Origin of the sequence: Pseudarthrobacter sp. R1, assembly GCF_024494415.1 — a bacterium.
Lineage (GTDB): Bacteria > Actinomycetota > Actinomycetes > Actinomycetales > Micrococcaceae > Arthrobacter.
In genome coordinates, this window is record NZ_JAMKFI010000008.1 from 678,687 (window position 1) to 691,562 (window position 12,876).

Here is a 12,876-nt window from a genome sequence, read left to right on the forward strand (position 1 = left end):
GGGAGCCCGGCCACGGGGGCGTGCGCACCAAATATCAATTGTCGGTCCCAGTCAGTACGGTGGACACATGAGCCATACGGAGTCTGCAACACCGGTCCACCTGGGCAAGGCGGCCCGGCTGCCGGCGAACCACCTTATGGACACCGTACTCCCGGTGCCCCCTGCGCTCGTTGACCGCGGATCCGTCGCCCGGGCACAACCGGGATTGGTGGAGGAACTCCTCGCCACACCGGACACCGTGGCGGTTGTCCTCTCCGGCAGGCAGGGGCTGATCCATGCCGGCGGGCTCTTCACGACGGCGGCCCGGCCACTCCTCGAGGAACTGGCCGCCGCAGGTACCGCGCCCCAGCTGACGGTTTACCTTGGTTCCGCCCTGCCCGATTCGGACCTTGCGCCGGGTACCCAACTGCTGCTTTTCGTCCTGGCGGAAGCGGTGGAGCCTGGAACTGCCGGGATACCCTCGGATGCTTCATGGGCAGGATTCCGGGACGTTGCAGCCGGGCTCAGTCCAACCCATACTGCCCTTTTTGTTGAAGCCAGTGCCATTGCCAACTGGCATGCCACGCACACGCATTGTCCGCGCTGCGGTTCTCCCACGGACGTGGAAGCCGGGGGATGGGTGCGGCGCTGCCCGGCTGATTCGTCTGAACACTACCCGCGGACCGATCCCGCCATCATCGTTACCGTCGTGGGCCCGGACGGCCGCCTGCTCCTGGGCGGCGGCGGGGCCCGTGATGCCAGGAACTATTCAACCCTGGCGGGGTTCGTGGAACCGGGGGAATCCCTGGAACAGGCAGTGGTACGGGAAATCCATGAGGAAGTTGGAGTGAGGGTTGCTGCCTGCCAATACCTTGGCTCGCAGTCCTGGCCCTTTCCCGCCTCCCTTATGCTTGGATTTACCGCCGTCACCGAAGACGCCGAGGCAACGCCCGACGGCGTGGAGGTCACCAGGGCGCGCTGGTTCAGCCGGGAGGAACTCCAGGAGGCTGTGCTCAGCGGCGAGATCACCATCTCCAGCCGGCTGTCGATTGCCCGCTCCCTGATAGAGCACTGGTACGGCGGACGTATTCAGGACCGGGTTGGCGCCTGAAGCCCTACTTATCCATCAGACTCCAGCACGCGGTAGTCGAGACGAAAAAGCAGCAAAGTGACTACAGAAAATTTTGACGGCGCAGCGTCCCTGGAGGACCGGGTCCTGGGCGGCCTGGACGCCGAGCAGCGCGAGGTGGCCAGCACGCTCAACGGCCCGCTGTGCGTTCTCGCCGGCGCCGGCACGGGAAAGACGCGGGCCATCACCCACCGCATCGCCTACGGCGTGCACTCAGGTGTTTACACCCCCCAGCGGCTCCTGGCCGTGACCTTTACTGCCCGCGCAGCCGCGGAAATGCGCAGCCGGCTGCGGGACCTGGGCGCAGGCAACGTCCAGGCCCGGACCTTCCATGCAGCAGCACTGCGCCAGCTGCAGTTTTTCTGGCCGCAGGCTGTCGGCGGAACCCTGCCCAACCTGCTGGACCACAAGGCCCAGATGCTCGCCGAGGCAGCCCGGCGGCTTCGATTGAGCACTGACAGGGCCTCGATCCGCGACCTTGCTTCGGAAATCGAGTGGGCCAAAGTGTCCATGCTGACGCCCGCCAACTACCTGGAAAACGCGCAGGACCGCGGAGCCCCGGGCGGTTTCGACCTCACCGCCGTCGCCCGGGTCTTCCAGTCCTACGAGGATGTTAAGACGGACCGCAATGTCATCGACTTCGAGGACGTCCTCCTGATCACGGTGGGCATCCTGCAGGAGGACGAAAAGGTTGCCGCCACCGTCCGCGAGCAGTACCGGCACTTTGTGGTGGACGAGTACCAGGACGTTTCCCCGCTGCAGCAAAGGCTCCTTGAACTATGGCTGGGAGGCAGGGACGAACTGTGCGTTGTGGGGGATGCCAGCCAGACCATCTATTCGTTCACCGGGGCCTCCCCGAAGCACCTCCTGGAATTTAAGGCCCGTTATCCGCAAGCCAACGTGGTGAAACTGATCAGGGACTACCGCTCCACGCCCCAGGTGGTAAAGCTCGCCAACGATCTCCTCGCCGGCAGGCGGAGCAGCGGAGCCGCTGCTGACGCCGCCTGGGCCGCTCCGCTCCAGCTCGTGGCCCAGCGGCCGGCCGGGCCCGCCCCCCAGTTCACCGAGTGCTCGGACGATGAAGCGGAAGCCGCCACAGTGGCGCAAAAGATCAAGGCATTGCTCGACGCCGGCACTCCGGCCAGTGAGGTGGCTGTCCTGTTCCGCACCAACGGGCAGTCCGAGGCTTATGAACAGGCTCTTGCTGCCACCGGCATCGGCTACCAACTGCGCGGCGGAGAGCGCTTCTTTGCCCGCAAGGAAGTACGCGATGCCATCCTCCAGCTGCGGGCAGCCACCCGGGCGGTCTCGGCGGAGTCGCCGGAACCGCTGGGCCAGCTGGTCCGGGACATTGTCGCTTCCCTCGGCTATACCGAGGCAGCACCCCATAACGGCGGTGCGCTTCGTGAACGTTGGGAGTCCCTCGCGGCACTGGTGGCCCTCGCAGACGAACTCGTCCAGACCCGGGGACCGGAGTTTGGCCTGGCCGACTTTGTGAACGAACTCCAGGAGCGTTCGCTGGCCCAGCATGCACCCACAGTGCAGGGCGTGACCCTCGCCTCGCTGCACGCGGCCAAGGGCCTGGAATGGGACGCCGTGTTCCTGGTGGGACTCAGCGAAGGCTTGATGCCCATCTCCTTTGCCGACTCTCCGGAATCCGTGGACGAGGAGCGGCGGCTCCTCTACGTAGGGATCACCCGCGCCCGCGAACACCTCTCACTGTCCTGGTCCACGGCCCGCACTCCCGGCGGCCGGGCCAACCGCAAACCCTCCAGGTTCCTTGACGGCCTGCGCCCGGATTCCGTTGCCGGCTCAAATATCAGGGGCAAGGGGCCCGCGCCCCGCCGCAAGGCAGCCGCCCCGGCTGTCTGCAGGGTCTGCGGCAGCATGCTGGCCACCGGTGCGGAACGCAAGGTGGGGCGGTGCAACGCCTGCCCGCCGAGCTACGAGGAACAGACCTTTGACGCCCTGCGGACCTGGCGGCGCGAGGTGGCCCTCGCCGCCGACGTTCCCGCCTTCGTGGTGTTCACCGACGCAACGCTCACGGCCATTGCCGAAGCCCGCCCGGCCTCCCTGGAAGAACTTGCGGCGCTTGCCGGAGTGGGACCGTCGAAGCTGGAACGCTACGGCGAAGACGTTCTGCGGGTCCTGGTGGAAAGCACCTCGCTGTGATCACTACCGAGGGCGGCGCCCCGGTAGAGGTGCGGCGCTCCGCCCGCCGGACCCGGACTGTCGCCGCCTTCTGGGAGAACGGGACAGCCGTGGTAGCCATCCCGGCGCGGTTCACAGCAGCCCAGGAAAAGGAATGGGTCCAGCGGATGCTGGCCAAGCTGCACCGGCAGGGGGAACGGCGCGCAGCTTCCGGCCGGAAGCGCCCTGCCTCGGACGCCGCCCTGGCTGCCCACGCGGTCCGGCTCTCCGAACGGTACCTCAGCGGAAAGGCCGTGCCGGCGTCGGTGCGCTGGGTCAGCAACCAGAACTCACGGTGGGGTTCGGCCACCCCGGCGGACGGCACTATCCGTCTCTCGGACAAGCTCCGCCCCATGCCCCAGTGGGTCATCGATTATGTACTGCTCCATGAACTCGCCCACCTCCTGGTGGCCAGCCACAATGCGGCGTTCTGGAAGCTGCTGGCGGCCTACCCGGAGACCGCGCGGGCGAAGGCATTCCTGGAAGGGGTTTCCTTCGCCATGGCCCGCGGCCTTCCGGGCAGCGAAACGGGGGACGGAACCGGTGCCGTCCGTCCCGGCGGGGAGCGGTGGGCGGACGACGCCGACTAGGCGGGCTTAGCTTTTAGGCCCGCCGTCCTGCCCCTCAGCATCCGGATCCTCGGCCGGCTTCCCGTCCTGTCCGCCGTCGGCGTCTTCGTTTCCGCTGGAGGGGGAGTCGTCAAACCCGCCGCTCAGCAATTTCTGCAGGGCGTCGTCCACCTCGGTGTCGCTGGCTTCCGCCAGTTTCCGGCGTCCACTGAACCCGCGGGGATCGTCGAGGTCCTCGGCGGTGGGCAGCAGGTCGGGGTGGTGCCAGATTGCGTCACGGCCTTCAATGCCGCGTTCTTCTTTCAGCGTGGCCCACAGTGTGGCGGCATCCCGCAGCCGGCGGGGGCGCAACTCCAAACCAACCAGCGAAGCGAAGGCGTGCTCCGCCGGACCGCCGGTGGCACGGCGGCGGCGAACGGTTTCGCGAAGAGCGCCCGCTGACGGAAGGACCTTTTCCGTGGCCGCAGCAGTAAGTTCGTCCACCCACCCTTCCACCAGGGCGAGCGCCGTTTCCAGTTTCTCAAGCGCCTGGTCCTGGGCGGGCGTCCGCTGGGGCATAAATACGCCCTGCGACAGGGCTTCCTGGATGCCCTCGGGATTGCCGGGATCAAGATCCCGCGCCAGTTCCTCAATGCGGGAGGTATCGATATGGATGCCCCGAGCGTAGGCCTCGATGGCGCCAAGCAGGTGGCCCCGCAGCCACGGAACCTGGACAAAGAGCCGGGCGTGGGCAGCTTCCCGAACAGCGAGGAAAAGCCGGATGTCGTTCTCGGTCAGGGAGAGCCCTTCTCCGAAAGCAGCGACGTTGAGGGGCAGCAGGGCCATCTCAAGATCGGCGAGGGGCACTCCGATGTCGGTGGAGCTGACCACATCCGTGGAGAGGGCGCCGATGGCCTGCCCCAGCTGCATCCCGAAAATGGCGCCGCCCATGTTTTGAAGCATGGACGAGGCTCCGCCCATCATGGACTTCATCTCCTCCGGCATCTGCTCGGTCATTGCGGAGGAGAGCGCATTGGCGATGCTGTTGGCGACCGGCTCGGTCAGCCTCTTCCAGGTGCCAAGGGTTGCCTCCACCCACTCCGCCCGGGACCATGCCCGGCCGATCAGCCCGGTGGCGGGAAGATCCGTGACGGGGTCGAGCCACAGTTCGGCGAGCCGCAGGGCCTCGTCCACTTCGCGGGACTGCTGTGAGGTGACCGATGGATCCGCGCTGCCGGCCGCGACCCGCCGCGCATTCTCATGGGCCAGCTTCCAGTTCACCGGGCCCTCGGACGGCGCGCTCATCATGGCCTGGACCTGGGAGAACATCTGGGCCAAGAGGTTGGGGTCGTCGGGGAGGCCGGCAGCCTTTGCGAGCTCGGCAGGGTCGAAATTCTCCATCCCCTTGCCGCCCATCAGGTTTTGCAGCATCTCTGTCAACGGGTCCTTGGGGGTGTCGTCGCCGTTGGACGGATTAAGTGGGTTGGAGGTCATGATCCCGCCGATCGTCGGTGTGACTGTTGATCAACCTTCACGGTACCCCGGTGGTGGACGGCTGTCTGCCGGAGTGCGTTACCGTTCGCTGTAGGCAAAGAACTGCGCCTGCCGGCACCGCGTAGTGTTGGTTCAGTGACTACAACCCGTGGCGGCCACCCATCCGAGGACCACGCTGCCGAGCTCCCTTCCGGTCCCTGGCACGGGGAATCAGGCGGCCCTGAAGCCGGCGCGCCAACAGGTGCCACAGGCTCTACGCCAACGGCCGGCACTGCGCCGTTCCCCGGCGGCCCGCCGCGCCGGGACAGGAAAGTCTCGGCCATGATGTTGGCCGGAATAACGGCCCTGGGACTCGGAATCGCGGTGGGCACCCTGCCGGTCCCCTACGTCGTCGAAACACCCGGCCCCACCTACAACACGCTGGGCCAGAGCCAGGGAAGCCCGGTCATCAAAGTCACCGGCCGGGAAACCTATCCGGCAGCGGGCAACCTCGACCTGACCACCGTCTACGTGAGCGGCGGCCCGAACAGTCCCGTGAGCGTCCTGGGCGCTTTCTCTGCCTGGCTCGACCCGTCAAAAGCCGTGTACCCCGAGGAATTGATCTACCCCACCGGCACAACGAAGGAGGAGGCCGCAGAACAGAGCTCAGTGGCCATGACCACGTCGCAGGAGAATGCTGTGGCCTCGGCCCTCAACGAGCTGGATATTCCGTTTGGGCAGCAGCTTCAGGCAGCAGAGCTCTCCGGGGATTCTGCCGCCGCCGGAAAAATCGAGCCGGGGGATATCCTCAAGACCATCAACGGCAAGGAGATCACCTCCCTGGCCGTCATCCAGGAGGAACTGGCAGCAGGCAAGGGCGCGGCTGCCACGGTGGTGGTGGAACGCGAGGGCCAACAGGTCACGCAGGTGATTACCCCTAAAGACAACGGTGCGGGGCGCTTCATCCTGGGTGTCATGCTCAAGTACCTGTTCACGTTCCCCTTCGACGTGGAGATTTCGCTCGAAAAAGTCGGGGGCCCCAGCGCGGGACTGATGTTCTCACTCGGCATCATCGACACAGTCACTCCGGGGGACCTCACCGGAGGAAAGCACGTGGCCGGCACCGGAACCATAACCCCGGACGGTCTGGTGGGGCCCATAGGCGGCATCGGGCAGAAGATGCAGGGTGCAAGGTCCGGGGGAGCCAGGCTCTTCCTCGCTCCCGCTGCCAACTGCGGGGAAGTGGTGGGCAATATTCCCGACGGTCTCCAAGTGGTCAGGGTTGAGAACCTCGCGGAGGCCCGCCGCGCCGTCGAGCTTGCCGGTTCCGGCGGGGACACATCCGGCCTGCCGGCGTGCACAAGCAACTAGACTGGGCAGGAACTAAGCATTACTGCCACTCGTGGCAATTAAGACGGACGAAACCAGCGTTTGACCGGTAAGTACGTCGCTCGCACGCACGCTTCGAATATTCTGACGACCAGCTATGAGGTACCGAGTTTGTCCCGTCCCGCCAGCACCATGTCCACAGGTAAACCCCCTTCAAGACGCGGCGCGCTGACGCCCACCCTGATCGTTGTTGCCCTGGTAGTTGTGGGCTTCATTTTCTTTGCCAACGTCTGGACCGATGTCCTCTGGTACCGGCAGCTCGGCTTCATCGAAGTTTTCATCACCGAGAACCTGGCGCGGATCGGGATCTTCGCTGCCGGGTTCGCCATCATGTTCCTTGCGGTCTTCTACGCTATCCGCATTGCCTACCAGTCCCGGCCGGTCTACGCCCCGGACTCGGAAATCCGCGACAACCTCAACCGCTACCAGGCACAGCTGGAACCTGTCCGCCGGGTGGTCATGGTGGGCCTGCCGGTCCTCTTCGGCCTCTTCGCCGGAAGCGCCGCATCCAGCCAGTGGCAGAAGGTCCTTCTTTTCTTCAACCAGGAACCCTTCGGAAAGTCGGATCCGGAATTCAATCTGGACATCAGCTTCTACCTGATGACGCTGCCGTTCCTCGGCTTCGTGACCGGGTTCCTGATCAGCGTTGTGGTCATTGCCGGCATTGCGGGCATCCTGACCCATTACCTCTACGGCAGTATCCGGCTGATGGAACGGGGTGTCTTCACCAGCCGCGCGGCCCAGATCCACATCGCCGTGACGGGTGCCGCCTTCCTGGTCCTCCTGGGCATCAACTTCTGGCTGGACCGCTATTCGGCCGTCCAGAGCAACAGCGGACGCTGGGCCGGCGCCCTGTACACGGACGTGAACGCCGTCATTCCCACCAAGTCCATCCTGGCCGTGGCCGCAGCACTTGTCGCCATCCTGTTCATCGTGGCCGCCGTTATCGGCCGCTGGCGCCTGCCCGTGATCGGCACGGCGATGCTCGTCATTACGTCCATCCTGGCCGGCGGCGTTTATCCCTGGGTGATCCAGCAGTTCCAGGTACGCCCCTCGGAAGAGACGCTGGAGAAGGAGTTCATCCAGCGCAACATCGACAACACGCGTGCCGCCTACGGACTGGATGCCATCCAGGTGGACCGTTACGATGCCACCAACACCGCGAGCACCGGCGCGCTGGCGCCCGATGCCCAGACCACGGCAAACATCAGGCTGCTGGACCCGAACCTGATCTCGGATGCGTTCTCGCAGCTTGAACAGTACCGCCCGTACTACCGGTTCCCGGAGTCCCTCAACGTTGACCGCTATGAAGTGGACGGCCAGATTCAGGACACCGTCATCGCTGTCCGCGAGCTGAACCCCACCAACGTGCAGACAAACCAGCAGGGCTGGCTCAACCAGCACGTTGTGTACACCCACGGCTACGGCGTGGTGGCAGCAAAGGGCAACAAGTTCACCGTTGACGGCAAGCCGGAGTTCCTGCAGTCAGGCATTCCGTCCACGGGTGTGCTGGGGGATGACTCCAGCTATGAGCCGCGGATCTACTTTGGTGAATACTCGCCGGACTACTCAATCGTGGGCGCACCGGACGGCGCGCCTGCCCGCGAGCAGGACAGGCCGTCAGGCGAGGGAGAGACCCAGTACACCTTCGAAGGCAACGGCGGACCCAACGTCGGCACCTTCTTCAACAGGGTGCTGTACTCCATCAAGTTCCAGTCTTCGGACCTGCTGCTCTCGGACGGCGTCAACCCGGAATCGCAGATCCTGTACGAACGCAATCCCCGTGAGCGCGTAGAGAAGGTGGCCCCCTACCTGACCGTGGACGGCAATGCCTACCCTGCGGTAGTTGACGGCCGGGTGAAGTGGATTGTAGACGGCTACACCACCAGCCAGTACTACCCATACTCCCAGCAGGAGCAGCTCTCGGACGCCACGGCCGATTCCCAGACCACTTCCGGCCGTGCAGTCGCCCTGCCCAACAGCACCGTCAACTACATCCGGAACTCTGTGAAGGCCACGGTCGATGCCTACGACGGCTCGGTCACCCTGTACGCCTGGGACGACCAGGACCCGCTGCTGAAGTCCTGGCAGAAAGTGTTCCCCACTTCGCTGAAGCCCTTTTCGGAAATGTCCGGCGATGTCATGAGCCACGTCCGTTACCCCGAGGACCTCTTTAAGGTCCAGCGCCAGCTGCTGGGCGAGTACCACGTGACGGACCCGTCCAGCTTCTACCAGACGAAGGACGCCTGGAGTGTGCCGAACGACCCCACGGTTGATTCGACGAACGACGTCAAGCAGCCGCCGTTCTACATGTCGCTGCAAATGCCGGACCAGGATCAGCCTGCTTTCCAGCTGACGTCGTCGTTCATTCCGCAGATCGTCAACGGGAACGCGCGAAACGTCCTCTACGGCTTCCTGGCCGCCGACTCCGACGCCGGCAACCAGGCGGGTGTAAAGGCAGAGAGCTACGGCAAGCTGCGGCTGCTGCAGATTCCGCCGGAGATCCAGGTCCCCGGTCCGGGCCAGGCCCAGAACAAGTTCAACTCCGATCCCACGGTTTCGCAGGCCCTTAACCTGCTCCGCCAGGGTGCCTCTGACGTCCTGAACGGCAACCTGCTCACGCTCCCGGTAGGCGGAGGCATCCTCTACGTCCAGCCGGTGTACCTCAAGTCCACCGGTGAGACGTCCTACCCCACGCTGCAGCGCGTCCTGGTGGCCTTCGGCGACAAGGTTGGGTTCGCCCCAACCCTTGACGAAGCCCTCAAGCAGCTCTTCGGCGGAGACTCGGGAGCCGCTGCGGGCGACTCCGGCAACAACGGCAAGACACCCTCAGACCCTGCTGCGCCGGCCGCGCCGGGCGGAGCGGATGCCAAGGCGGAACTGCGGGCGGCGCTGGATGAGGCAAACGCCGCCATCCAGGCGGGACAGGCGGCCCTGGCTGCCGGTGACTTCGCAGCCTACGGTGAGGCGCAGAAGCGTATCTCGGCCGCCCTCCAGCGGGCCCTGGATGCGGAGAACAAAATCCCCGTTGCCATTCCCGAGGCAACTCCGGCTCCGGCCTCCACGGCGACAACTGAAGCCACGCCTTCGCCGTCGCCCAGCAACTGATCACCTTATAGCTGATCACGACGGCGGCACCCGGCACCCGGCACCCGGCACCCGTTCCACCTGGAGCGGGTGCCGGACCGGCGAGACGGAGATCACGCCTTCCCGATTTGGCCTGCTGTTCACCGGCCGGTAAAGTAGTTCTTGCGACGCGGGGTGGAGCAGTTCGGTAGCTCGCTGGGCTCATAACCCAGAGGTCACAGGTTCAAATCCTGTCCCCGCAACTGACGGAAGTCCCGGACGCTGGAAACAGTGTCCGGGACTTTTTGCTTTAAGCCTTGAGCCCGGGTTTCGGGACGGAAAGGGCACTGAAGAGGTCGTGTAAAAACCCGCCGCCGAAATAAGGTAGTGTTGATTCTGCGACGCGGGGTGGAGCAGTTCGGTAGCTCGCTGGGCTCATAACCCAGAGGTCACAGGTTCAAATCCTGTCCCCGCAACCATGAGAAGGCCCCGACCGGCAGACAAGCCGGGCGGGGCCTTCTTTTTCCTTGAATGCCGGTAGTTCCTAGTATTCTCTTTCGCAGAGCCTCACGCATTGTGAGCACTTCGCCAGTCATTCTCGAGAGGAATGTTGCTCGATGTCCACACCCACGAAGAAGCCCGGCACTGCCGCGGGCAAGCGGTCCCGACTCTATTGGGGTGTGCCCGCGGTCCTTGCGGCGCTGGTCCTCGTGGTATTGATCGCCAAGTGGCTCATGGGCCTCCCCGCCGGCGCCTCCTTCGTGGCGGACTATCCGGGGCATTCGGAGCTGCCGGCTGGGGCGCCCGAGGGTTTCCCTGCCTGGCTCGCCTGGCAGCACTTCCTGAACGCGTTCTTCCTCCTGCTGATCATCCGGACCGGATGGCAGGTGCGGACCACCACGCGCCCCAGCGGCCACTGGACCCGCAACAACAAGGGCCTGATCAAGACGAAGAACCCGCCCACCAAGATCAGCCTTGAGCTCTGGTTCCACCTCACGCTGGACGCCTTGTGGATCCTCAACGGCCTGGTGTTCGCGGTCCTGCTGTTTGCCACCGGGCAGTGGATGCGCATCGTTCCCACCAGCTGGGACGTCTTCCCCAATGCGCTCTCGGCCGCCCTGCAATACGCCTCCCTGAACTGGCCCACCGAGAACGGCTGGGTGAACTACAACGCGCTCCAGCTGCTTTCCTACTTCGTGACGGTCTTCATCGCGGCGCCATTGGCCTTCATTACGGGTCTCCGGATGTCGTCCGCGTGGCCGAAGAAGGCCACCGGCCTCAACAAGGCCTACCCGATTGAATGGGCCCGGGCCGTCCACTTCCCGGTGATGATCTACTTTGTTGCCTTCATCGTGGTGCACGTCTTCCTGGTGCTCGCCACAGGGGCGCTGCGCAACCTCAACCACATGTACGGAGTACGGGACGACGACGGCTGGTTCGGGTTCTGGGTTTTCCTCGCCTCGGTTGTGGTCATGGTGGCGGCCTGGTTCCTGGCCCGCCCCATCTTCCTGCGGCCGATAGCGTCCCTGATGGGCAAGGTCAGCCGGTAATACGCCGCAGGCCAATATCCCGCAGGGCGCCACAGCCTTTTAGTCCTTGAGCCTGCTGTAGGTCTCCAGTGCCCTCTCCCGGGACTCCGGCAACCCAACGAGCGGCGCCGGGTACCCGGCGACGTCGGAGGCTTTCCACGGCTCGTGGATGGTTTTACCGTCGAGGCCGGCAAGTTCCGGGATGTACTGGCGCAGGTAGCCGCCAGCGGGATCGAATTTCCTGCTCTGCGTCACCGGGTTGAAGATGCGGAAGTATGGGGACGCGTCGGCTCCGGAGCCGGCCACCCACTGCCAGTTGGCGGGGTTGCTCGCGGCATCCGCGTCCACGAGGGTGTCCCAGAACCACTGCTCGCCGATGCGCCAGTCCGCCAGGAGATTCTTAACCAGGAATGAAGCGGCCGCCATCCGCACGCGGTTATGCATCCAGCCTGTCTGCCACAGCTGCCGCATCCCGGCGTCAACGAGGGGATAACCCGTGCGGCCCTGTTGCCAGGCCTTCAGCTCGCCACTGCTGAGCTGCTCCCACTCAAAGCGGTCAAACTCGGGGCGGTAGTTGCGGGTGGCGAGTTCGGGGTTGTTGTACAGAAGGTGCCAGCAGAATTCCCGCCAGCCGAGCTCTGAACGGAAAATTCCGACGTCGGCCGGTATCTTGCGCGGGAACCGTTCCCGGATCTCGCGCCACACCCTGAACGGGCTGACCTCGCCGAAGCGCAGGTGCGGGGACAGGCGGCTGGTACCCTCCACCCCTGGTACGTTGCGGCCGGTGCCGTAATCTTCGGCCGGTCCGTCCAAAAAATCAGCCAAGCGGCGCAGGGCGCCCTTTTCGCCCGGCTCCCAGGTGTCTGCAAGGCCGCCGCTCCAGTCGGGGGAGCGGGGCAGGAGGTTCCAGCTGTCCAGGTCCTCACCGGTAGGAAGTGCTCCTCCTCCTGTCAGGGCAGGGGAGGGAAGCTGGAGCGGTACCTCGTGCGGATCCCGCACGTCGCCGTGGGCAAGGCATGCACGCCAGAAGGGCGTGAACACCTTGTAGGGTCCGCCGGCGCCGGTGCGGATGGTCCAGGGCTCGAACAGGAGGTTTGCCTGGTGGCTGGATGCGTGAACGCCGTTGCCGCCGGCCCAGGCCTTCACCTCGGCATCGACGGTGCGCTCCGGCAGTCCGTAACGCCGGTTCCAGAAGAGGTGCGTAACAGCCGTTTCGCCGGCCAGTTCCTTGATCACAGCTGCCGCCGGCCCGCGGCGAAGCAGGAGGCGCGAACCTTTGTTTTCCAGGGAGGGGGCCAGCGCTGCCAGGGAATGGTGAAGCCACCACCGGGTTGCTCCACCCAGCGGCCGGATCCCCGCCGACTCCTCGTCCAGAATAAAGACGACGGTCAGGGGCAGGCCCAGCGCTGCCGCCTCTGTCAGCGCAGGGTTATCGTCCAGCCGGAGGTCGTCGCGCAGCCAGACGAGGGACGTTGCGTCAGAGGAAGCCATGCCACCACGCTACACACCCCCGGCATCAGGAAGGCCGGGGCAGCGGCCCCGGCCTTCCTGCTGTGCTACTGGGGAGGCTCCT

Annotated in this window: 8 protein-coding genes and 2 tRNA genes; 8 read left to right on the forward strand and 2 right to left on the reverse strand. The window is 65.2% G+C overall.

Annotation, left to right across the window (positions count from 1 at the left end):
* Nucleotides 1-67: 67 nt before the first annotated feature.
* The 3 genes from nudC to M8J71_RS14015 are packed head-to-tail and all read left to right on the forward strand — an operon-like array spanning nucleotide 68 to nucleotide 3,888.
* Complete coding sequence (nudC, locus tag M8J71_RS14005; RefSeq protein ID WP_256248461.1) at nucleotides 68-1,090, forward strand: NAD(+) diphosphatase; 1,023 nt, start codon at nucleotides 68-70, stop codon at nucleotides 1,088-1,090.
* 57 nt (nucleotides 1,091-1,147) lie between these two features.
* Nucleotides 1,148-3,280: an ATP-dependent DNA helicase UvrD2 gene (locus tag M8J71_RS14010; RefSeq protein ID WP_256248462.1), complete on the forward strand. Its 2,133-nt coding sequence runs from the start codon at nucleotides 1,148-1,150 to the stop codon at nucleotides 3,278-3,280.
* The gene (locus tag M8J71_RS14015) at nucleotides 3,277-3,888 is read left to right on the forward strand and encodes a M48 family metallopeptidase (protein ID WP_256248463.1); all 612 of its coding nucleotides are present in this window, start codon (nucleotides 3,277-3,279) and stop codon (nucleotides 3,886-3,888) included. The genes M8J71_RS14010 and M8J71_RS14015 overlap by 4 nt, the downstream gene beginning before the upstream one ends.
* Before the next feature lie 6 nt (nucleotides 3,889-3,894).
* Here the strand turns inward: M8J71_RS14015 and M8J71_RS14020 are convergent, their stop codons facing one another.
* The gene (locus M8J71_RS14020) at nucleotides 3,895-5,340 is read right to left on the reverse strand and encodes a zinc-dependent metalloprotease (protein WP_256248464.1); all 1,446 of its coding nucleotides are present in this window, start codon (nucleotides 5,338-5,340) and stop codon (nucleotides 3,895-3,897) included.
* Nucleotides 5,341-5,475: 135 nt separating this feature from the next.
* On the opposite strand from M8J71_RS14020, the gene M8J71_RS14025 reads away from it, so the two are divergent.
* The 5 genes from M8J71_RS14025 to M8J71_RS14045 all read left to right on the forward strand — a co-directional run bounded on the left by M8J71_RS14025 (nucleotide 5,476) and on the right by M8J71_RS14045 (nucleotide 11,324).
* Nucleotides 5,476-6,690, forward strand: a complete 1,215-nt coding sequence (locus M8J71_RS14025) for a YlbL family protein (RefSeq protein WP_256248465.1) — start codon at nucleotides 5,476-5,478, stop codon at nucleotides 6,688-6,690.
* A 150-nt stretch (nucleotides 6,691-6,840) separates the two neighbouring features.
* The gene (locus M8J71_RS14030) at nucleotides 6,841-9,816 is read left to right on the forward strand and encodes a UPF0182 family membrane protein (RefSeq protein ID WP_256248466.1); all 2,976 of its coding nucleotides are present in this window, start codon (nucleotides 6,841-6,843) and stop codon (nucleotides 9,814-9,816) included.
* 147 nt (nucleotides 9,817-9,963) lie between these two features.
* A tRNA-Met gene (locus tag M8J71_RS14035) sits at nucleotides 9,964-10,037 on the forward strand.
* 139 nt (nucleotides 10,038-10,176) lie between these two features.
* Nucleotides 10,177-10,253: transfer RNA gene (locus tag M8J71_RS14040), tRNA-Met, on the forward strand.
* Nucleotides 10,254-10,391: 138 nt separating this feature from the next.
* Nucleotides 10,392-11,324: a cytochrome b/b6 domain-containing protein gene (locus M8J71_RS14045; protein WP_256248467.1), complete on the forward strand. Its 933-nt coding sequence runs from the start codon at nucleotides 10,392-10,394 to the stop codon at nucleotides 11,322-11,324.
* 39 nt (nucleotides 11,325-11,363) lie between these two features.
* Here the strand turns inward: M8J71_RS14045 and M8J71_RS14050 are convergent, their stop codons facing one another.
* Nucleotides 11,364-12,794 carry a cryptochrome/photolyase family protein gene (locus M8J71_RS14050; RefSeq protein ID WP_256248468.1) on the reverse strand — a complete coding sequence of 477 codons (1,431 nt, stop codon included), beginning with the start codon at nucleotides 12,792-12,794 and terminating at the stop codon, nucleotides 11,364-11,366.
* Nucleotides 12,795-12,876: the final 82 nt, after the last annotated feature.